Annotated in this window: 20 protein-coding genes and 1 pseudogene; 16 read left to right on the top strand and 5 right to left on the bottom strand. The window is 73.8% G+C overall.

The window, feature by feature from the left end; all coding sequences use genetic code 11:
- Positions 1-104 precede the first annotated feature (104 nt).
- From Sdi02f_RS21955 to Sdi02f_RS36525, 8 genes and pseudogenes are all read left to right on the top strand, one after another.
- The gene (locus tag Sdi02f_RS21955; RefSeq protein ID WP_007447978.1) at positions 105-1,127 is read left to right on the top strand and encodes a ParA family protein; all 1,023 of its coding nucleotides are present in this window, start codon (positions 105-107) and stop codon (positions 1,125-1,127) included.
- The gene (locus tag Sdi02f_RS21950) at positions 1,112-1,690 is read left to right on the top strand and encodes a hypothetical protein (RefSeq protein ID WP_078886537.1); all 579 of its coding nucleotides are present in this window, start codon (positions 1,112-1,114) and stop codon (positions 1,688-1,690) included. The genes Sdi02f_RS21955 and Sdi02f_RS21950 overlap by 16 nt, the downstream gene beginning before the upstream one ends.
- 813 nt (positions 1,691-2,503) lie before the next feature.
- Positions 2,504-3,355, top strand: coding sequence for a segregation and condensation protein A (locus Sdi02f_RS36530; protein WP_245962230.1), 852 nt, complete (start codon positions 2,504-2,506; stop codon positions 3,353-3,355).
- Positions 3,352-4,005, top strand: coding sequence for an SMC-Scp complex subunit ScpB (gene scpB, locus Sdi02f_RS21940; protein WP_108933876.1), 654 nt, complete (start codon positions 3,352-3,354; stop codon positions 4,003-4,005). The genes Sdi02f_RS36530 and scpB overlap by 4 nt, the downstream gene beginning before the upstream one ends.
- The gene (locus Sdi02f_RS21935) at positions 4,005-5,120 is read left to right on the top strand and encodes a pseudouridine synthase (protein ID WP_030402820.1); all 1,116 of its coding nucleotides are present in this window, start codon (positions 4,005-4,007) and stop codon (positions 5,118-5,120) included. Before scpB ends, Sdi02f_RS21935 begins: the two co-directional genes overlap by 1 nt.
- A gap of 81 nt (positions 5,121-5,201) precedes the next feature.
- Entirely contained in the window at positions 5,202-5,921 is a 720-nt protein-coding gene (locus Sdi02f_RS21930) for an NUDIX hydrolase (protein ID WP_031084618.1), read from the top strand.
- On the top strand, positions 5,918-6,940 hold the full coding sequence (locus Sdi02f_RS21925) for an ADP-ribosylglycohydrolase family protein (RefSeq protein WP_031084617.1): 1,023 nt from the start codon (positions 5,918-5,920) through the stop codon (positions 6,938-6,940). The genes Sdi02f_RS21930 and Sdi02f_RS21925 overlap by 4 nt, the downstream gene beginning before the upstream one ends.
- A pseudogene (locus Sdi02f_RS36525) lies at positions 6,936-7,258 on the top strand (hypothetical protein); the annotation flags it as partial. The gene Sdi02f_RS21925 and the pseudogene Sdi02f_RS36525, both read left to right, overlap by 5 nt.
- On the opposite strand, the gene Sdi02f_RS21915 reads toward Sdi02f_RS36525, so the two are convergent.
- A complete protein-coding gene (locus Sdi02f_RS21915) occupies positions 7,184-7,936 on the bottom strand; it encodes a nucleotidyltransferase domain-containing protein (protein ID WP_031084616.1) in 753 nt (250 codons plus the stop codon). The pseudogene Sdi02f_RS36525 and the gene Sdi02f_RS21915 overlap by 75 nt on opposite strands.
- A 311-nt stretch (positions 7,937-8,247) precedes the next feature.
- Here Sdi02f_RS21915 and aroH point away from each other — a divergent pair, with 311 nt between their 5' ends.
- The 5 genes from aroH (at position 8,248) to der (ending at position 12,887) form a co-directional block, all read left to right on the top strand.
- The gene (gene aroH, locus Sdi02f_RS21910) at positions 8,248-8,610 is read left to right on the top strand and encodes a chorismate mutase (RefSeq protein ID WP_030402824.1); all 363 of its coding nucleotides are present in this window, start codon (positions 8,248-8,250) and stop codon (positions 8,608-8,610) included.
- Complete coding sequence (locus Sdi02f_RS21905; protein WP_030402825.1) at positions 8,607-9,692, top strand: prephenate dehydrogenase; 1,086 nt, start codon at positions 8,607-8,609, stop codon at positions 9,690-9,692. Before aroH ends, Sdi02f_RS21905 begins: the two co-directional genes overlap by 4 nt.
- Before the next feature lie 287 nt (positions 9,693-9,979).
- Positions 9,980-10,675: a (d)CMP kinase gene (gene cmk / locus Sdi02f_RS21895; RefSeq protein WP_030402826.1), complete on the top strand. Its 696-nt coding sequence runs from the start codon at positions 9,980-9,982 to the stop codon at positions 10,673-10,675.
- The gene (locus Sdi02f_RS21890) at positions 10,672-11,334 is read left to right on the top strand and encodes a lysophospholipid acyltransferase family protein (protein ID WP_107087343.1); all 663 of its coding nucleotides are present in this window, start codon (positions 10,672-10,674) and stop codon (positions 11,332-11,334) included. The genes cmk and Sdi02f_RS21890 overlap by 4 nt, the downstream gene beginning before the upstream one ends.
- A 74-nt stretch (positions 11,335-11,408) precedes the next feature.
- Complete coding sequence (gene der / locus Sdi02f_RS21885; protein ID WP_030402828.1) at positions 11,409-12,887, top strand: ribosome biogenesis GTPase Der; 1,479 nt, start codon at positions 11,409-11,411, stop codon at positions 12,885-12,887.
- Between the two features lie 67 nt (positions 12,888-12,954).
- Here der and Sdi02f_RS21880 read toward each other — a convergent pair whose 3' ends face one another.
- Positions 12,955-13,248 carry a hypothetical protein gene (locus tag Sdi02f_RS21880; protein ID WP_030402829.1) on the bottom strand — a complete coding sequence of 98 codons (294 nt, stop codon included), beginning with the start codon at positions 13,246-13,248 and terminating at the stop codon, positions 12,955-12,957.
- Positions 13,249-13,321: 73 nt separating this feature from the next.
- A complete protein-coding gene (locus Sdi02f_RS21875) occupies positions 13,322-14,119 on the bottom strand; it encodes a DUF8842 C-terminal domain-containing protein (RefSeq protein ID WP_030402830.1) in 798 nt (265 codons plus the stop codon).
- Positions 14,120-14,525: 406 nt separating this feature from the next.
- On the opposite strand from Sdi02f_RS21875, the gene Sdi02f_RS21870 reads away from it, so the two are divergent.
- Together Sdi02f_RS21870 and Sdi02f_RS21865 are read left to right on the top strand one after the other, a co-directional pair.
- On the top strand, positions 14,526-15,389 hold the full coding sequence (locus Sdi02f_RS21870; protein WP_108933875.1) for a hypothetical protein: 864 nt from the start codon (positions 14,526-14,528) through the stop codon (positions 15,387-15,389).
- A 346-nt stretch (positions 15,390-15,735) separates the two neighbouring features.
- On the top strand, positions 15,736-15,951 hold the full coding sequence (locus Sdi02f_RS21865) for an I78 family peptidase inhibitor (protein ID WP_030402832.1): 216 nt from the start codon (positions 15,736-15,738) through the stop codon (positions 15,949-15,951).
- Between the two features lie 20 nt (positions 15,952-15,971).
- On the opposite strand, the gene Sdi02f_RS21860 is transcribed toward Sdi02f_RS21865, so the two are convergent.
- Complete coding sequence (locus tag Sdi02f_RS21860) at positions 15,972-16,991, bottom strand: phosphatase PAP2 family protein (protein WP_030402833.1); 1,020 nt, start codon at positions 16,989-16,991, stop codon at positions 15,972-15,974.
- A gap of 261 nt (positions 16,992-17,252) precedes the next feature.
- Positions 17,253-18,428 (bottom strand): glycosyltransferase family 39 protein, encoded by a 1,176-nt coding sequence (locus Sdi02f_RS21855; RefSeq protein WP_031084604.1) that lies wholly within the window; start codon positions 18,426-18,428, stop codon positions 17,253-17,255.
- Between the two features lie 260 nt (positions 18,429-18,688).
- Between Sdi02f_RS21855 and Sdi02f_RS21850 the strand changes: the two genes are divergently transcribed.
- Positions 18,689-20,287, top strand: coding sequence for an MFS transporter (locus Sdi02f_RS21850; protein WP_030402835.1), 1,599 nt, complete (start codon positions 18,689-18,691; stop codon positions 20,285-20,287).
- Positions 20,288-20,417 lie beyond the last annotated feature (130 nt).

Raw genomic sequence — 20,417 nt, 5'->3', positions numbered from 1 at the left:
CGGCACGGACCAGCGGTCCCGGGCGTCTCGAGGCCGTCGGCTCCGTAGCTGTACGCACCTCCGCAGCCGACCACCACAGTCCGCAGCCAACGCGGACAGCACACATGAGTATGGATGGCCAACACGTGAACGCCAGGGCCGGCGACGGAAGTGGCGCGCCACGCAACCACTTCGCCGACTACGACGAACTGCCCGAGGGGCACTTCTACGACCCCGACGCGGAGTACGAGCCGGATCCCGAGTACGCCGCCACGCTCGCGCCCGACGCGGCCCGGCAGCGCCGCGAGCGCATCGGTCCGACCGGACGTCCGCTGCCGTACTTCCCGATCCCGGGCCCGCTGACCGATCACGGCCCCGCGAAGATCATCGCGATGTGCAACCAGAAGGGCGGCGTGGGCAAGACCACGTCGACCATCAACCTGGGTGCCGCGCTCGCCGAGTACGGGCGCCGGGTGCTGCTCGTCGACTTCGACCCGCAGGGCGCGCTGTCGGTCGGGCTCGGCGTCAACCCGATGGAGCTCGACCTCACCGTCTACAACCTGCTCATGGAGCGGGGCATGGCGGCCGACGAGGTGCTGCTGAAGACCGCGGTCCCCAACATGGACCTGCTGCCCAGCAACATCGACCTGTCGGCGGCCGAGGTGCAGCTGGTGAGCGAGGTCGCGCGCGAGTCCACCCTCCAGCGGGCGCTGAAGCCGCTGATGGACGACTACGACTACATCGTGATCGACTGCCAGCCCTCGCTCGGCCTGCTCACGGTCAACGCGCTCACCGCGGCGCACAAGGTGATCGTGCCGCTGGAGTGCGAGTTCTTCGCGCTGCGCGGTGTGGCGCTGCTGACCGAGACGATCGAGAAGGTCCAGGAGCGGCTCAACCCCGACCTGGAGCTCGACGGCATCCTCGCCACGATGTACGACTCGCGCACGGTGCACAGCCGTGAGGTGCTCGCGCGGGTCGTCGAGGCGTTCGACGACCACGTCTACCACACGGTCATCGGGCGCACGGTCCGCTTCCCGGAGACCACGGTCGCCGGTGAGCCGATCACCACGTACGCGTCCAACTCCGTCGGTGCCGCCGCCTACCGCCAGCTCGCCAGGGAGGTGCTCGCCCGGTGTCACGCCGAGTGAGTCTGCCGGGGGCCGACGAACTCTTCCGTACGACAGGGGGAACGGCGCTCCAGGCGTCCACCCCGCGGCGGCCGGCGGGCGGCGAGGCCCGGGTGCCGGCCCCGGCGGGGGAGAGCGGCCCGGGGGCCGCCGAGGACGCACCGCAGTCGGTGCCCGCGCAGGGCGGTGACGGCGAGGGCGCGGAGCACGCCGCGGCGGACGCGGAACCGGGCTCGGCGGGCGAGTCGCGCACCCGGGGCACGGAGCGCTCGGCGCGGGGCTCCGGGGCGGGCACGGGCGCGCAGGAAGGTTCTGCCGCCCCCGGGGCCGACCGGCCGCGCAAGCGCGGCAGGGCCGCGGCGCGCCGCCCCAGCGGGCGTGAGCGCCACGACGAGAAGATCACCGTGTACGTCTCCGCCGAGGAGCTGATGGACCTCGAGCACGCCCGCCTGGTGCTCCGGGGCGAGCACGGCCTGGCCGTCGACCGCGGCCGCATCGTCCGCGAGGCGGTCGCCGTGGTCCTCGCCGACCTGGAGACCCGCGGGGACGCCAGCATCCTCGTACGACGGCTGCGCGGGCGGTAGCGGTAGCCTGCGGGGGCCATGACCTCGAACGACGCCCCCCACCCCGGCCGCGGCCCGCGCGTCGGCCGCCGACGCGCGCTGGGCAGGGGACCGGGGGCGCCGGTGGACCCCCGGCCCCCCGGCGAAACGGCCCCCGGCACCGTCCCCTCCGGGGCGACCGCGGCGGAGCCCGCCGAGCGGAACCACGGTGAACGACCGGACCCCGCGGCCGATCCGCTGGAGGGCCGCCGGGCGGCGACCGCGGGTGCTGACGAGCGGAGCCGACCGGTCTCCGCTCCGGACACGGAGGCGCCCCGAGCGCTAGAAGCGGCACCGGGTTGCCCCGGCCCCGGGCTGCCCTCGGCGGCGGAGCCGACGGGGACCGCCACCGGCACGGGCACGGGCACGGAGCCGGAGGTCACGGCAGCGGCCGGGCACGACTCGACCGGACCCGGCCTACCGGCCACCGCCCCGGCCGTACCCGGTCGGCCGGCCACTGCCCCGGCCGTACCCGGTCGGCCGGCCGCTGCCCCGGCCGTACCCGGTCGGCCGGCCGCTGCCCCGGCCGCGCCCGGCCGCCCGGCCACCGCTCCCGCCGACCGGCGTCCCCGGGCCGATGGCCCGTCAGGCTCCGTGCCCGCCGTGGAGCCCCACCCCGTGCCGGGACACGCTCCCCGGGGCGGCGACCGTGAGGGGCACGGGTCGACCGGGGAGCCGCTCCCGGAGGCCGCCGGGCCCGAGTCCGGGGCGGAAGCCCGCGGCAGCGCGTCCCGCACGGACGGGGAGTCCGCGGGCGACGGCGGTGACGAGGGCTCCGGACAGCCCCGTGCCGACGTGCCCCGGGGCTCTGCGCAGGACGCCCCGGACGACGGCGGCGACGGTGTCTTCACGGTGCGGCTCGCCAACTTCGAGGGGCCGTTCGACCTGCTCCTCCAGTTGATCTCCAAGCACAAGATGGACGTCACCGAGGTCGCGCTGTCGAAGGTGACCGACGAGTTCATGGCGCACATCCGGGCGATGGGGCCGGACTGGGACCTCGACCAGACCACCGAGTTCCTGGTGGTCGCGGCCACGCTGCTCGATCTGAAGGCGGCCCGGCTGCTGCCCGCCGCCGAGGTCGAGGACGAGGCCGACCTCGCCCTGCTCGAGGCCCGCGACCTGCTTTTCGCACGGCTGCTCCAGTACCGCGCGTACAAGCAGATCGCGGAGATCTTCAACGAGCGGCTGGAGGCCGAGGCCCGCCGCCACCCCCGTACCGTCGGCCTGGAACCGCACCACGCCGAGCTGCTGCCCGAGGTCGTCATCAGCATCGGCCCCGAGGGCTTCGCGAGGCTCGCCGTGAAGGCGATGCAGCCCAAGCCCAAGCCGCAGGTGTACGTCGAGCACATCCACGCGCCCCTGGTCAGCGTGCAGGAGCAGGCCGGGATCGTCGTCGCCCGCCTCAAGGAGCTGGGAGAGGCCAGCTTCCGGGTGCTGGTCCGGGACACCGAGGACACCCTCACCGTCGTCGCCCGCTTCCTCGCCCTGCTGGAGCTGTACCGGGAGAAGGCCGTCGAGCTGGACCAGGAGACCGCGCTCGGCGACCTCCTGGTGCGCTGGACCGGCGGCGACGGGGACGCCCAGCCGGTGGTGACCGACGAGTTCGACCGGCCGCCCGAGGCGCCGAAGGAGGAGCAGAAGGCGTGAGCGAAGCAACCACCGAGGCTCCGGACGGGCCGGACGGCGTCGCCGCACTGGACCTCAAACCCGCCCTGGAAGCCGTCCTCATGGTCGTCGACGAGCCCGCGACCGAGGAACGGCTCGCGAAGATACTGCAGCGGCCCCGGCGGCTGATCGCGGACACCCTGCGCGAGCTGGCCGACGAGTACGCCGTCCAGGGCCGCGGCTTCGAGCTGCGCCTGGTCGCGGGCGGCTGGCGCTTCTACAGCCGCCCCGAGTACGCCGCGGCCGTCGAGGGCTTCGTCCTGGACGGCCAGCACGCCCGCCTCACCCAGGCCGCCCTGGAGACCCTCGCGGTCGTCGCCTACCGCCAGCCGGTCAGCCGCAGCCGTGTTTCCGCCGTGCGGGGCGTGAACTGCGACGGTGTGATGCGCACCCTCCTGCAGCGGGGTCTGGTCGAGGAGGCGGGCACGGAACCCGAAACAGGTGCGATCCTGTACGTGACGACGAACTACTTCCTGGAGCGGATGGGCCTGCGCGGTCTGGACGAGCTCCCGGAGCTCGCGCCCTTCCTCCCGGAGGCGGAGGCGATCGAGGCAGAGACGCTGGAAGGGGTCCCGTCGTTCGATCCGGACGCCCCGGACTCCGGGGACGCAGACGACAAGACGGAATTTTGATGCGAAGCAGCAGCGGCAGGAACAGCAGCGGAAACAACGGCGGGAGCCGTGGTGGCAACAGCGGCGGCCGCGGCGGCAGTGGCGGGGGCCGCGGCAACCACCGCGGCGCCGGCAACAACCGCGACGACAAGCAGGGCGGCCGTCCCAGGAAGCCGCGCCCGGAGGAGCGGCGCTACGACGTGGGCCCCGGCGCCACCAAGGACGGCCCCAAGTCGGGCCGGGGCAACGCGGCCCGCGGCGGCGCCAAGGGCGGCCCGAAGCGGCCCCAGCAGCGCGGCCGCAGCGCGCCCGCCACGTCCCGCGAGTACGAGACGCGGGCCGAGGAGCGCAACCGCGAACGGTACGCGGGCAAGAAGGACGTCAAGCTGCCCAAGACCTTCCCGGGCGCCGAGCAGGAGGGCGAGCGGCTGCAGAAGGTCCTCGCGCGCGCGGGCTACGGCTCACGGCGCGCCTGCGAGGAGCTGATCGAGCAGGCCAGGGTCGAGATCAACGGGGAGATCGTGCTCGAGCAGGGCCGCCGCGTCGACCCGGAGAAGGACGAGGTGAAGGTCGACGGCCTGACCGTCGCCACGCAGTCGTACCAGTTCTTCTCGCTCAACAAGCCCGCCGGTGTCGTCTCCACCATGGAGGACCCGGAGGGCCGCCAGTGCCTCGGCGACTACGTCACCAACCGCGAGACCCGCCTCTTCCACGTGGGCCGGCTCGACACCGAGACCGAGGGCGTCATCCTGCTCACCAACCACGGTGAACTGGCCCACCGCCTGACCCACCCCCGGTACGGCGTGAAGAAGACCTACCTCGCGCACATCGTGGGCCCGATCCCGCGCGACCTCGGCAAGCGCCTCAAGGACGGCATCCAGCTGGAGGACGGGTACGCGCGGGCGGACCACTTCCGGGTCGTCGAGCAGACCGGCAAGAACTACCTGGTCGAGGTCACCCTGCACGAGGGCCGCAAGCACATCGTCCGCCGGATGCTGGCGGAGGCGGGCTTCCCCGTCGACAAGCTGGTGCGCACCGCCTTCGGCCCGATCACGCTGGGCGACCAGAAGTCGGGCTGGCTGCGCCGCCTGTCCAACACGGAGGTCGGGATGCTGATGCAGGAGGTCGACCTCTAGGCGGCCCCGCCCCGCACGAGGCTTGTGCCGACCGGCCACCCCCTTTTATAGTCGCAGTGACTATTAAGGGGGTGGCCGGTCGTGCACGGCTACGACAAGCACGCTTTCGAACCCTTCGCCGTCACCGTCGACCTCGCCGTCCTCACGCTGCGCGCGGACGCGCTGCACGTGCTGCTCGTCGCGCGGGGACAGGAGCCGTACGCGGGCCGCTGGGCGCTCCCCGGGGGCTTCCTGCTCCCGGACGAGTCGGCGGAGACGGCCGCCCGCCGGGAGCTGGCCGAGGAGACCGGCCTGGCGGACGTGACCGGGCTGCACCTGGAGCAGCTGCGGACCTACAGCGAACCCGGTCGCGACCCCCGCATGCGGGTCGTGTCCGTGGCCTTCGCCGCCCTGCTGCCGGACCCTCCCGAACCGCACGGCGGGGGTGACGCGGCCGAGGCCCGCTGGGTGCCGTACGACGAGGCCCGGGGCCTCGCCTTCGACCACGACCGGATCCTGGCCGACGCCCGGGACCGCGTCGGCGCCAAGCTGGAGTACACCTGCCTGGCCACCGCCTTCTGCCCGGCCGAGTTCACCCTCGGCGAGCTGCAGCGGGTCTACGAGACGGTGTGGGGCACGGCCCTGGACCGGCCCAACTTCCGCCGCAAGGTCCTCGCCACCCCCGGATTCGTCGAGCCCGTCCCGGGCGCCGCCCGCCTCACCGGCGGCCGCGGCAAACCGGCCGCCCTCTACCGCGCCGGCCCGGCCACCGCCCTGCACCCGCCCCTGCTCCGCACCCCTCGGGAAGGACGCCCCGCATGACCACGACCACCGGCACCAAGCGCGCCGCCACCGGAGCGCTCACCGGCCTCGCCCTCGGCGACGCGCTGGGCTTCCCCACGGAGTTCAACGACGTCCCCTCGATCCTCGCCAAGTGCGGTCCCTGGCGCGGGATGGAACTGCCCCGGCCCGCGATCGTCACCGACGACACCCAGATGACGCTGGCCCTGGGGAAGGGGCTGCGGACGGCCATGGACCGGGGAGTCCTCGCGCCCGGGGCGATGACGGAACCCGTACGGCGGGAGTTCATCGCCTGGAACCGCTCGCCCGAGAACAACCGGGCCCCGGGCAACACCTGCCTCAGGGCCTGCGGCCTCCTGGAGCGCACGGACCGCCCCTGGCAGGACGCCTCCCAGATCCACTCCAAGGGCTGCGGCGCCAACATGCGCGTCGCGCCCGTCGGGCTCGTCCCCGGACTGAGCGACGAACAGCGCGCGGGCGCCGCCCAGTTGCAGTCCGCGCTCACCCACGGGCACCCCACCGCGCTCGCCGCCTCCGACCTCACCGCGCACGCCGTGCGGCTGCTCGCCGAGGGCGCCGAGCCGACCGGCCTGGTCGGGCTGCTGCGCTCGTACGCCTACGACAACCGCACCCGCTACCACGAGCGCTGGCTCGGCGACCTGTGGAGCCGCGCCCAGGACCCGACGCCCGAGCACTTCGTCGCGCGCGGCTGGGACGAGTGCCTGGCGATGCTCGACCGGCTCCAGGAAGCGGTGCGCACCGTCTCGCCCGAGACCGACCCGTGCCTGGCCACCGGCGAGGGCTGGATCGCCGAGGAGGCCCTGGCGACCGGCCTGCTCTGCTTCCTCCTCTTCGTCGACGAGCCGCTCACCGCCCTGCGCCGCGCCGCCTGCACCTCCGGCGACTCCGACTCCATCGCCTGTCTCGCGGGCGCCTTCGCGGGCGCGCACCTGGGGGCCGACGCATGGCCCGCCGAGTGGGCCGACCGCATCGAGTACCGGGACGACCTGCTGGCCCTGGGAGCGCTCTGGGACGCTTGAGCGCACGACCGACGCCAGGTCGCGGACGGGGGACCGGGACGGCGTCGAGAGGGACCTGGTCACGCACGACCTGCGCACGTTCGTCCGGCTGGTGCTCCGCCGCAACGGCTACGTGCTGGAGCAGTTGCCCGAGCTGATCGCCGCCAAGGCCGAGCGGGAGCACGGGGGGCGCGGACGTCGACCGCGCGCGTGGCGGCCGACGTGGAGCGGCTGCACGGCGTGCTGGACGAGGCGCGGGCCGCGTCAGCGCTCCCCGACGCCCCGACCGCGGACGACGCCCTGCACGACTTCGCCGTACGGACCCGGCTGGAGCGCTGAGGCGCGGCGGGTACGGACCAGGAAGTCCTCGACCCGGCGCCGGTCCGGTTCGTCGGGGAGGGGGCTGTGCCGGGCCGCCTCCTCGCCCTCCCGCGCCAGGCGGTTCATCCGCGCCTCCACCTCCCGCCAGGGCACCTCGCCGCGCTTCACGGCGAGCAGCGACTCCCGCTCGTCGCCCACGTCGATCGTCAGGACGCCGGTGCGCAGCAGGTCACGGGCGCTGGTCAGGAGCCGCAACAGGTGCATCGCGTGCTTCCAGCGCGGGGCGCCGTGGGTGCGTACGCCGGCGTCGAGCTTGTGGCGCTGGCCCTGCGCGTAACGGGTGAACGTCTCGTAGGCCCGGCGGGAGAGGAACGCCTCGCGGAGGGAGAGCAGTTCGAGGCCGGTGTCGTCCACGGAGTCCACCAGCGGGGAGTGCAGACACTCAAGGATGTTCGGGTTGGCGCGCAGGGCCAGCTCGCAGAAGCGCTCCAGCTCCCAGCTGAACTGCTCCTCCGCGGGCCCCTCCACGTGCGTCGGCGGCTTCTCGAAGCGCCAGTACAGCTCGGTCGGAGCGAGGAAGACGCCGCGGCGGTCCGTGTCGCTGTCCTCCGTCGCCAGCCCGAAGGCCCGCGAACCCATGACACAGGAGTAGATCGTGTGGTCGCGGACCAGGGTCTCGGGCGTCTCGGGGCGCATGGCGGGAGCGTACGCGGGCGGCTCACGCCAGGCGGACCGAATTTCCCTCCACCGCGATCCGCCGCAGCCCGCGCCGAGCGCCACCGCGCCCGCGCCCGTGCAGCGGAGGACCGTACGGCGGGTCGGGGGCTCGGTCATGCCGCAACTCCGGGGGAGGGGGCCAGGCGGCGGGGCCGGCGTCTCAGGGGCCGGGCGCCGCGGGCCGGTACGCGGCGGGCTGACTAGGCTGGACGGACCAAGAACCGGTACACGCGTCAGCAACAGCAACAGCAACAGCAACAGCAACAGCAACGTCAGCAAGGAGCATCGCCGTGGCGGTACGAGCGGTCCGGGGCGCCGTCCAACTGGAGCGGGACGAGGCCGGGCACATGGACGAGCAGGTCGCGGCCCTGCTGACCGCCCTCATGGAGCGCAACGGCCTGGCGGTCGACGACCTGATCAGCCTGTGGTTCACCGCCACCCCCGACCTGCACAGCGACTTCCCGGCCGCCGCTGCCCGCGGGCTGGGCATCACCGACGTGCCGCTGATCTGCGCCCAGGAACTGGACGTCGAGGGCGCCATGCCCCGCGTCGTCCGGGTCCTCGCCCACATCGAGTCCGACCGGCCCCGCGCCGAGATCGCCCACGTCTACCTCGGCGCCGCCGCTGCCCTGCGCAAGGACATCGCCCAGTGAGAACCGCACTCGTCATCGGAACCGGCCTCATCGGCACCTCCGCCGCCCTCGCCCTCACCGCGCGGGGCGTCGCCGTCCACCTCGCCGACCACGACCCCGAGCAGGCCCGCACCGCCGCCGCGCTCGGCGCCGGCACCGACGGGGCCCCCGACGGGCCGGTCGACCTCGCGATCGTCGCCGCCCCGCCCGCCCTGGTGGCCGACGTGCTCGCCGACGCCATGGGGCGCGGCGTCGCCCGCGGCTACATCGACGTCGCCAGCGTCAAGGGCGGCCCCCGCCGGGAACTGGAGGCGCGCGGGCTGGACCTCGCCGCGTACATCGGCACCCATCCCATGTCCGGCCGCGAGAAGTCGGGGCCGCTGGCCGCCACCGCCGACCTCTTCGAGGGCCGCCCCTGGGTGCTGACCCCGACCCGGGACACCGACACCGAGGTGCTGAACCTCGCCCTGGAGCTGGTCTCGCACTGCCGCGCGGTGCCGGTCGTGATGGACGCCGACGCCCACGACCGCGCCGTGGCCCTCGTCTCCCACATGCCGCACCTGGTCTCCAGCATGGTCGCCGCGCGCCTGGAGCACGCCGAGGAGGCCGCGGTACGGCTGTGCGGGCAGGGCATCCGCGACGTGACCCGGATCGCCGCCTCCGACCCCCGGATGTGGATCGACATCCTCTCCGCCAACCCGGGGCCGGTCGCCGACCTGCTCACCGACGTCGCCGCCGACCTGGAGGAGACGGTACGGGCCCTGCGCGCCCTGCAGTCCGCCGACGAGGACAAGCGCCGCGAGGGCGGCACCGGCATCGCCGAGGTGCTGCGGCGCGGCAACGCCGGACAGGTCCGCGTCCCCGGCAAGCACGGGTCCGCCCCGCGGGCCTACGAGACGGTGGCCGTCCTCATCGACGACCAGCCGGGCCAGCTCGCCCGCATCTTCGCGGACGCGGGACGGGCCGGGGTCAACGTCGAGGACGTACGGATCGAGCACGCGACCGGGCAGCAGGCGGGCCTGGTGCAGCTCATGGTGGAGCCCAGGGCCGCCGCCGTCCTCACGGCGGCCCTGAAGGAGCGGGGCTGGGCGATCCGGCAGTGACCGGGGCCTGCGGACGCCTGTCGGAGGGGTCTGCCCGGCCCGGTAACCTAGGGCCTGTCTGATGATTCCCGTCTGCCCGGCGTCGCCTGGCACGCACGCTCGCCGCGTTGCCGAATCGCCCGCGTGGTTCCGCCACGAGGGCGCTCCGGCGCCTTGCGATCGCACGCACCGGACGCCGCCGGGCCCGACCTCCGGGCGGACGACGGGAATCACCGGACAGGCCCTGTGCGGGACGCGCTCGCGTCCCGCACACCACCCACCGCACCGCACCAGGAAGGTGTCCCCCCGTGGAAAACGGCGCCGCCCCGACCGCCCCGGCCGTGATTGTCGCCATCGACGGCCCCTCCGGCACGGGCAAGTCGAGCACGTCGAAGGCCGTGGCCGCACAGCTCGGCCTCAGCTACCTGGACACCGGTGCCCAGTACCGGGCGATCACCTGGTGGATGGTGACCAACGGCATCGACACCGACGACCCGCACGCCGTCGCCGCCGCGGCCGGCAAGCCCGAGATCGTCTCCGGCACCGACCCGGCCGACCCGACCATCACCGTCGACGGCGTGGACGTGGCCGGCCCGATCCGCACCCAGGAGGTCACCTCCAAGGTCAGCGCGGTCAGCGCCGTACCCGAGATCCGGGCCCGGATCACGGAGCTGCAGCGTTCCATCGCCGCCGCCGCGCCGCTCGGCATCGTCGTCGAGGGCCGCGACATCGGCACCACCGTGCTCCCGGACGCCGACCTCAAGATCTTCCTCACCGCCTCGGCGGAGGCCCGCGCCGCCCGCCGCAGCGGCGAGCTGAAGGGCGCCGACGTCCACGCCACCCGCGAGGCCCTGATCAAGCGGGACGCGGCCGACTCCACCCGCAAGACCTCCCCGCTGGCCAAGGCCGACGACGCGGTCGAGGTGGACACCACCGCCCTCACCCTCGCGCAGGTCATCGAGTGCGTCGTCACCCTCGTCGAGGAGAAGCGGGCGGGGAAGTGACCACGTCCTCCGCAGCGCCCGTCCCCTCGGAGAAGGGCGCCGAGGTCGGCCGGCGCATCGGCGTCGGCCTGATGTACGGGCTGTGGAAGCCGCGCGTCCTCGGCGCCTGGCGGGTGCCCGCCTCCGGCCCCGTGATCTACGCCGTCAACCACGCGCACAACATCGACGGCCCCATGGTCATGGGCGTCGCGCCCCGGCCCACGCACTTCCTGATCAAGAAGGAGGCGTTCGTCGGCCCGCTCGGACGCTTCCTCACCGGCATCGGCCAGCTCAAGGTGGACCGCCACTCCACCGACCGCACCGCCATAGGACAGGCCCTCGGCGTGCTCGCCGAGGGCGGGGTGCTGGGCATCTTCCCGGAGGGCACCCGGGGCGAGGGCGACTTCGCCTCGCTGCGCGCCGGGCTCGCCTACTTCGCGGTGCGCAGCGGCGCCCCTATCGTCCCGGTGGCGGTGCTGGGAAGCACGGACCGCCCCGGACGGTTGATAAAGGCGCTGCCCCCGCTGCGCTCGCGCGTGGACGTCGTCTTCGGCGACCCCTTCGAGGCGGGCGACGGCAGCGGACGGCGCACCCGCAAGGCGCTGGACGAGGCCACCGAACGCATCCAGAAGCAGCTCACCGCGCACCTGGAAAACGCCAGGCGCCTCACCGGGCGCTGAGTGACACTTGAGTAGTGGATCACCCGGTACAGGGGTGTTCCACCGATCACCACGATGAACGAGGTACGGACTTCATGAACGACCACATCCACCCCGAGGGCTCGGGCGAGGAGCACGACCACGGGGCGCTCGGCGACGCCGAGTACGCACAGTTCATGGAGCTGGCCGCCGAAGAGGGCTTCGACATCGAGGAGGTCGAGGGCGCGATCGAGGAGGCCGGGCACGGCCCGCTGCCGGTCCTCGCCGTCGTCGGCCGCCCCAATGTCGGCAAGTCGACCCTCGTGAACCGCATCATCGGCCGCCGCGAGGCCGTCGTCGAGGACAAGCCCGGCGTCACCCGCGACCGCGTCACCTACGAGGCCGAGTGGGCCGGCCGCCGCTTCAAGGTCGTCGACACCGGCGGCTGGGAGCAGGACGTCCTCGGCATCGACGCCTCCGTGGCCGCGCAGGCCGAGTACGCCATCGAGGCCGCCGACGCCGTCGTCTTCGTCGTGGACGCCAAGGTCGGCGCCACCGACACCGACGAGGCCGTGGTCCGGCTGCTGCGCAAGGCCGGCAAGCCCGTCGTGCTGTGCGCCAACAAGGTCGACGGCCCCAGCGGCGAGGCCGACGCCTCCTACCTGTGGTCGCTGGGCCTGGGCGAGCCGCACCCCGTCTCCGCGCTGCACGGCCGCGGCACCGGCGACATGCTGGACAGGGTCCTGGAGGCCCTGCCCGAGGCCCCGGCGCAGACCTTCGGCGCCGCCCTCGGCGGCCCGCGCCGCATCGCCCTGATCGGCCGCCCCAACGTCGGCAAGTCCTCGCTGCTGAACAAGGTGGCCGGCGAGGAGCGCGTCGTCGTCAACGAACTGGCCGGCACCACCCGCGACCCGGTCGACGAGCTGATCGAGCTGGGCGGCGTCACCTGGAAGTTCGTCGACACGGCGGGCATCCGCAAGCGCGTCCACCTCCAGCAGGGCGCCGACTACTACGCCTCGCTGCGCACCGCCGCCGCCGTCGAGAAGGCGGAGGTGGCCGTCGTCCTCATCGACGCCTCCGAGTCGATCTCCGTCCAGGACCAGCGGATCGTCACCATGGCCGTCGAGGCGGGCCGCGCGATCGTCGTCGCCTACAACAAGTGGGACACCCTCGACGAGGAGCGCCGCTACTACCTGGAGCGGGAGATCGAGACCGAGCTGGGCCAGGTGGCGTGGGCACCGCGGGTGAACGTCTCGGCGCAGACCGGCCGCCACATGGAGAAGCTGGTCCCCGCGATCGAGACCGCCCTGGCCGGCTGGGAGACCCGCGTCCCGACGGGCCGGCTCAACGCCTTCCTCGGCGAGCTGGTCGCCGCCCACCCGCACCCGGTGCGGGGCGGCAAGCAGCCGCGCATCCTCTTCGGCACCCAGGCGGGCACCAAGCCCCCGCGGTTCGTGCTCTTCGCCTCCGGCTTCATCGAGGCGGGCTACCGGCGCTTCATCGAGCGCCGGCTGCGCGAGGAGTTCGGCTTCGAGGGGACGCCGATCCACATCTCCGTGCGGGTGCGCGAGAAGCGCGGTGCCAAGAAGAAGTAGGGACGTACGGCATGTGAGAGGGGCGCCCCCGGCCGGGGGCGCCCCTCTCACGTCAGTGGACCGGCGGTCAGGTTCCGGACCGCGGGGCCGGTGGCAGCGCGGCCGGGACGTGGTGCGTGCCGCTGACGCGCTGCCACACCGACTGCTGGCCGACGCGGGCGCTCTGGGCCCCCGCACTGTAGGCGCCGTAGCCGCTTCTGCCGCGCGGGATGCTCCGGAAGGCCGTGAAGGCCAGCTCCTCCTCGCCGCTGCGATCGCCCGGCAGCGATCGGAAGGACCTGACGTACTCGGCGTAGAGCGCGTCGTAGATCGGCGTGGCCGAGGGGCCGCCGTGGCGGTGGAAGGCGTCGTATGCGTACACGTATGTCCAAACGACCTCGCGCGGGAAGGGATGCGGCCCGGGTGACGGCCGTCCGGCAGCCGCGTGAACGGGGTCAGGTTCCGGCCAGCGGCAGGGCCGCCGCGACGAGCTGTCCGTTGGCCGCCGCCTTGTCCAGCGCGTCCCGCAGCAGGTCCTCGCGCGGCTGCCGGCCGATCGACCCGACGGGCGCGGCGAACATCAGCACCTGCTGGTGCTTGTTGGCCGCCGTGCGCCAGCCCTCGGTGACCTGGAGCGGCTGGTGCGCCTGCCACCAGGCCACCGGCCTGCCCCCGTTGGTCCCCGGCTGGAGCACCGCGTGGAGCTGGCCCATCGCGAGCAGGACCGACCAGCCGTGCAGCACGGCCGGGGCGGACGCCAGCTCGGTGACCGGCATGAAGCCCTGCTCGATCAGCAGCGGCAGGAAGTCGTCGCCGGCGCCGGTGGTGCCGGGGCGGGCGATGGGAGAGGTCGGCTCCACCACGAGGGCCGGGTGCAGCTCCCCCGCGATCAGGATGAGTCCGCTGGTCACCCCGAGCACGGCCTGCTCGGGCGAGGCCTTCTGCGGGGCGGCGGGAGCGGGCTCGGAGCGGGCCTGGTCGGCGCTGATGGACCGCACGGCCCCCTGGAGCTGCTCCTCGGTGACCTTGACGACCTGCGAGGGCAGGCAGCCGGCGTGGGCGAAGGCGAGCACGGCGGTCTCGTCCCCGATGAACAGGACGGTGCTGGTGCGCTCCTGCTCACAGTCGCCGGGAGTGCGGCAGGACGTGCAGTCGTAGCTGCCCGGGGCGGACTCCCCGGCCAGCAGGCGGTCGGCTTCTTCGTCGCCGATCTCGGCGCGTACGTCGTCGCTGACGTCGAGCATGCGCGGCACGGGTGGCTCCCTCGGATGCGGTGCGTGGCCGGACCGGGTGGCTCCCGGGCCGTGATCCGGGCGGGTCCCGGCTCATGCAAGGACAACGGGCGATCCGTGGCGGGAGTCACGCCCCGCGGCCCACGGAATCGAACCGCCCGAAGCACGGGGTCCTCCGGGGCGGCGACCGCTGCCGCGGTCCCAAGTCGGCCGCAGCGAGCTGGGGTTGAGCGGACGGAGCGGGCTTCGCCACCGTGCCCGTGAGTCGACAAGTCAGGAAATCAGCGAAGGAACAGGGTGACCGGACATGACCGTTGCCGCGCGCTCTGCCCGGTCGTGACCACATCGCAATCGGACACGGACAACCAGAAGGCCGGGTTCCGGGTCTAACCGGACGACGAGAAGCCCATGGGAGGTACCGCACCGCATGACGCCGCCGGCCCCGCGGGCCGCTCCGCTGCGCGCCGACTGCATCGGCGACTCCGCGGGCGGCCTGACCTTCGACGTCGCCGCGCGCGGTAACACCGGAGCGGCCCTGCTCGTCCTGCGCCGCCGCGCCGGGGACGACTCCGCCGACGACACCGGAGACACCGGAGACACCGGAGACACGGTCAGCCTGCCGCTGGCCCCGGCGGCGGAGGGCCGGCTGCGCGCCGCGCTGCCCAGCAGCGTGTCCCTGCCCGAGGGCCGTTGGGACGCGTACGCCCGCCTGTCCGACGGCGAGCCGCGGCGCCTGGTGCCCGGCGTCACCGACCTGCGCTCCCTCGCCGAGCGCACCCCCAGCGGCCTGCTCGGCCACGTCGCCGTCCGCATCCCGTACGCCACCCGGCAGGGCAACCTCACCGTCCGGAGCTGGCTGCGCGCCCCGCACGCCGAGGCGGTGGACCTGAGCCCCGCGCACGGCGGCCTGACCGTGCGCGGGCGGGTCTACGGCACCCAGCTCGTGCCCGGGGCCGACGCGGAACTGCGCGCCCGGCCCGGTGACGGCGCGGGCGGCGCGGGCGGGGACGGTGTGCGCCGGGTGGAGGTCGTCGCCGACCGGACGGAGTTCACCTTCACCGTGCCCTACGACGGCCTGGCGCCCGGCCTCTGGGACCTGTGGCTGCGGCCCGCCGGTCCCTCCGGACCGGCGGTGCGCCTCGCGCGGCTGCTGGACGACGTCGCCGACAAGAACCCCGTCTTCACCTTCCCGCGCACGCGCGTGCGGACGCCGTACGGCCCCGTGGAGGCCGGGCCGTACTACACCCGGGACAACGACGTGTCGCTCGCCGTCGCACCGCTGGACGCCTGACCGCCCGCGTCCGATGTTCGATTCGTGTAAGCGCTCCGGCGACGCCTGCACGGGGATGCGCGGAAGTCCGCGGAAGTCCGTTCGGAAGTGTTCGGGTGTGAAAATGCGGGGCGCAGCCCGGTGCCCGGAGCGCGTATTCGCTGCGTCTATTCGAGAGCCCGCCGGAGCCTGCGGGAATTCACCTCGGCCGTCTGCGGAACACGGGCAGAACCGTCCGTTCGTGTGAACGCGTTCCATCAAAACGCGCCTCATGATCCTGTGACAGAAATGTGACCGTAGGTGCACCTGTGACCCGTGTTACCGGCTTGGGCTTCCCCGCTCCCGGGGCAGGGCATAGCGTGGCGGCATGGCACCGATTCCGACACCACCGGCCGAGCCCCAGGACAGTCCGGACACCTACGTCGGCCTCGAATCAGGCGCCGCCGAACGGCTGGCGCGGGAGCGGGGCTGGTCGACGGTGCGGTCCCTGGCCCCGGGCACGGTCATCACCATGGAGTACCGCGTGGGCCGCCTCAACTTCGAGGTGAAGGACGGCAGGGTCGCCCGGGCCTGGAAGGGCTAGCCGGGGCTCCGGGGGAGCGGTCAGCCGCCCGACAGGGGGCGTGCGGCCGGGGCGGAGCTGCGCGGGTGGCGGTCGGCGTGCGGCGGCCGACGGCTGCCGGCGGGGGCCGCCGGCGCCCGGTCCGAGCGGGCCGTGTGCGGGCCCGGGGCCAGGTGCGCGGGGGACCGGGCGGTGCGGGGCGCGGCGACCGGCTCGCGGGCCGGAGCCTCCGGACGCTCGACCACCGGCGGCGTGACGGCCACGGGCGGGCCGAGCGGCCGCCGGGCCGTCCTCCTGCGGCCGCGGCGGGCGAGCCAGCGGTCGCGCAGACCGAGGATCCCCGCCTCCGCGCGGCTGATCAGCGGCTCGAACCAGGGGAGTGCCAGCAGGATCAGCAGCCCCGCCGCCCAGCCGAGGAGCACGTCGCTGAGCCAGTGCGTGCCGAGGTACACGGTGGACATGCCCACGCCGAGCGAGGTGACCGCCGACAGCGCGGACAGCCAGCGCCGGGCGCGGTGCGTCGAGGCCAGGTAGGCGAGGATGCCCCAGGTCACGACGGCGTTCGCGGTGTGACCGCTCGGAAATATATCGCCGCCGAGCCACATCTCGTTGGCGCCGATCGTGGTCGCGTAGTGGGGTCCGAGCCGGCCCATGCCGTACTTGGCGGCGCCGACCGTGATGTTCAGCAGGAGCAGGGAGACGCCGAGAGCCAGCAGCGGACGCAGGGTGTGCTGCCGCCAGGAGCGCCAGCCGAGCCAGGCCGCGACCATCACCGCGGTGGGGCCGCGCTGGCCGAGCACCACGTAGTAGTCGACGAACGCGTGGATCTCCGGCCACTGCTGGTAGGGCCGGAAGAACATGACCTGCCAGTCGAGCCGGACCAGCCACGAGGTGATCACCACGGCCCACACGATCGCGAGGTAGAACGCGAGGGTTCCGGCGAACAGCGCGAGCCTGTGCCGGGACATCTCCGGCGCGTCCAGGAGCTCCGGTCGTTCCGGCTCCCGGTCCAGTCTCGCGAACACCCGGTCCAGACGGGTGGGCTTCCGTTCGGTACGCACCCAATCGACGTTACAGCGAGTGAGGAGTGATCCCTGACGAATCAACGGCTTTGTGATGACGATGTGATGTGGGATTCCTCTCAAGCAGCGCCCTATTTCGGGGTAATCCGCAATGTGTGCGGGTCGCGGGCCTCAATTCTTTTGATCTGCCCGGTCGGCGGTTTTATCGTGCTTATGAAATCGTTCACCGAATGCTGGCGCCGCATTGTTCCGCCGGTCATCGGACGGTCCCCGCGGGCAGGCCCCGGGTCAGGGCCCGGGTCAGGGCGGCCCGGAGCCGTTCAGCCAGAACGCCCCGTACACCGCGGACGCCGCCGCGACACCGCACACGACCGCCGCCGACCTGGCGGTACGCAGCCGGGCCAGGCGCAGGGCCGGCGGGAACAGCAGCGGGAAGGCGGGCAGCAGCAGCCGGGGCTTCGACCCGAAGTAGCTCGACGCGCACAGGGCGAGCAGGGCGACGATCCCCGTGTACACCAGCAGCGGGAGCGGCTGGCGCTGCCGCACGCACACCACGTACAGCCAGACCAGCAGCGCCACCGCCACGATCAGCCCGACGCCCGCCAGGGCGCCCGGCACCGACGTGAACTTCGCGGCGACGAAACGGGCGAAGGCCGCGCCCCCGTCGAAGCCGTTGCGCCAGCCCGCCTGGACGTCCAGGTAGCCGAGCGGGCCCTTGCCGGTGCGGTGGCCCACCCACAGGACGTAACCGGCGGCGCCCAGGGGCGCGAGCAGCATGCCGAGCACGCGCCGCGCGCGGTCCCGGCCGTCGCGGCGGACACCGTCCCGCGTGAACGCGAGGACCGCGGCCGCCCACACCGCCGCCGTCACCGCGAGCCCCACCGGGCGCGTCAGCCCGGCCAGCGCGGCCAGCGTCCCCGCCGTCACCCAGCGCCCGGTCAGGACCGCGTACAGCGACCAGGCGGCCAGCGCCGTGAACAGGGACTCGCTGTACGCCATCGACTGGACGACCCCGACCGGCAGCACGGCCCACAGCAGCACCGCGCACACGCCCGCACGGCGGCCGTACAGATGGTCCGCCACCGCGAAGATCCCCCAGGCCGCGGCGAGCGAGGCGAGCAGGCTCACGACGAAACCCGCGTCCGCGTACGACAGCGGCAAGACGGCCGCGCCGAGCCGCTCCAGCCAGGGCAGCAGCGGGAAGAAGGCCAGGTTGGAGTGGACGTCGCCGCCCGGCAGCCGCACCTCGTAGCCGTACCCCAGCTCGGCGACCCTGGTGTACCAGAGGGAGTCCCAGCGGGCCGTCAGCAGCGTGTACGCGCTCTTGTCGCGCGCGGCGCTCCACAGGGCCAGGGCGAGCAGGCCCAGGGCGCGTACGGCCGCGTAGCCGAGGAGCGCCGGGGCGGCCCGGCGCAGGGCACCGGAAGGACCCGGGGCGCCGAAGCGGCCCGCGGTGCGCGTTTCAAGATCGGTCACGGACTCGATTATCTGCCGGGCGCGGGGGCCGCCGTCCCGTCGGGGCAGGCGCGACGGGAGTGGCAGTGGCACACGCCACACGGGTGACGCGGGATGTGTGAGGCCCGCCACGTGTGTGCTGCCCGGTCTCGCGTAACCTGACGAGTCACTCGCGTTCCGTTGCACGGCCCGGAGCCCCCCGCTCCGCTCCGGCCGAGCCGCAGGGGGAGTCCCCACCCCGCTGCCCGCCGGACGCGAGGGAACATCTTGGAGGTACGTACATGTCCGGGACGACCACGGCCGCCACCGCGCCGCGCCGTCGGGCGGCCGGGGCCGGTGCCAACCGCTGGGTGGTCCTGGTCGTCCTCTGCGTCAGCCTGCTGCTCGTCGCCCTCGACGCGACCGTGCTGCACGTGGCGGTCCCCGCCGTCACCGAGGACCTCAGGCCCGGCGCCATCGAACTGCTCTGGATCGTCGACGTCTACCCGCTCGTCTGCGCCTCGCTGCTGATCCTCTTCGGCACGCTGGGCGACCGGGTGGGCCGCAGACGGATCCTGCTGCTCGGCTACGCGCTCTTCGGCGTCGCCTCCGCGTTCGCGGCCCTGGCCGACAACGCCCAGGTGCTGATCGCGGCCCGCGCGCTGCTCGGCGTCGGCGGCGCCATGATCATGCCGGCGACGCTGTCGATCCTGCGGCAGGTCTTCCCCGACCGGCGGGAGCGGGCGCTGGCCATCGGCATCTGGAGTGCCGTGGCGGCGGTGGGCGCGGCGGTCGGACCGCTGCTCGGCGGCTTCCTGCTCGAGCACTTCTGGTGGGGCTCGGTCTTCCTCGTCAACATCCCGCTGATGCTGGTCAGCCTGCCGGTGGGCCGGCTGCTGCTGCCCGAGTCCAAGGGTGACGGCCGCGGGCCCTGGGACGTGGTCGGCGCGCTGATGGCGGCGGCCGGGCTGTTCGGCGTCGTCCTCGGCGTGAAGCGGCTGGGCGGCGGCGAGCCGGTGGCGAGCCTGCTCACCCTGCTGCCGCTGGTGCTGGGCGCGGCGCTGCTGACCGGCTTCGTACGACGGCAGCGGCGGCGTGCGTACCCGCTGGTGGACCTCGCGATGTTCCGGCGGCCGGCGTTCAGTACGTCGGTGGGGTGCATCGTGCTGGCGATGCTGGCGCTGGTGGGCCTGGAGCTGATCGCGGCGCAGTACCTGCAACTGGTCCTGGGGCTGTCCCCGCTGGAGACCGGGCTGCGGCTGCTGCCGCTGACCTTCGCGGCGATGGCGGCGGGGCTCGCGGGGGCGCGGATGCTGCGGCGTTTCGGGCCGCGGCGGATGGTGTGCGCGGGGTTCTGCCTGACGGCCTTCGCGGTGCTGCTGCTCACGGCGATGGGGCGGGCCGACAACAGCGCGCTGCTGCTCGCCGGGTTCGTCCTGCTCGGCTTCGGCCTGGAGACGACGCTGTTCGGGGCGTACGAGTCGATGCTGAGCGAGGCGCCGCAGGAGCAGTCGGGGGGTGCGGCGGCGATCGGCGAGACCTCGTACCAACTGGGGGCCGGGATCGGCATCGCCCTGCTGGGCAGCGTGATGAACGCGGCGTACGCGCCCGGGCTGACGGGCGGCGTGCCGGGGGTGCCGTCGTCGGCGTCGTCGGCGGCGGGGCATTCGCTGGGGGAGGCGTACGAGGTCGCCGCGCAGCTCGGGGGGCCTGCCGGGACCGCGCTGCGGCGGGCCGCGGGGGACGCGTTCGTGCACGGGCTGCACGTGACGTTGGTGGTGAGCGCGGGGTTGTTGCTGCTGGGGGCGGTGATGGCGTTGCGGCTGCCGCGGGTGATGCAGTGCGAGGAGGTTTCCGTGCCCGCGCCCCGGGAGGCGGTGGAGTCCCGTGTCTCGGTGTGACCCCACGGGCTCCAGCACCCGCACCACCGGCACCGACGGTGAACGGGTCGTGCGGGGACGCGAGGCGGACATGGTGGACGTGTGGGGCGCCGCATCGTAACGTCGGCAACGACAGCCGTGACTAGCGGCG

The sequence above is a fragment of the Streptomyces ardesiacus genome, assembly GCF_003112575.1.
GTDB classification, from domain to species: domain Bacteria; phylum Actinomycetota; class Actinomycetes; order Streptomycetales; family Streptomycetaceae; genus Streptomyces; species Streptomyces ardesiacus.
Note: the sequence above shows the minus strand (reverse complement) of the source record. Positions and strands in the feature narration are given on the sequence as shown.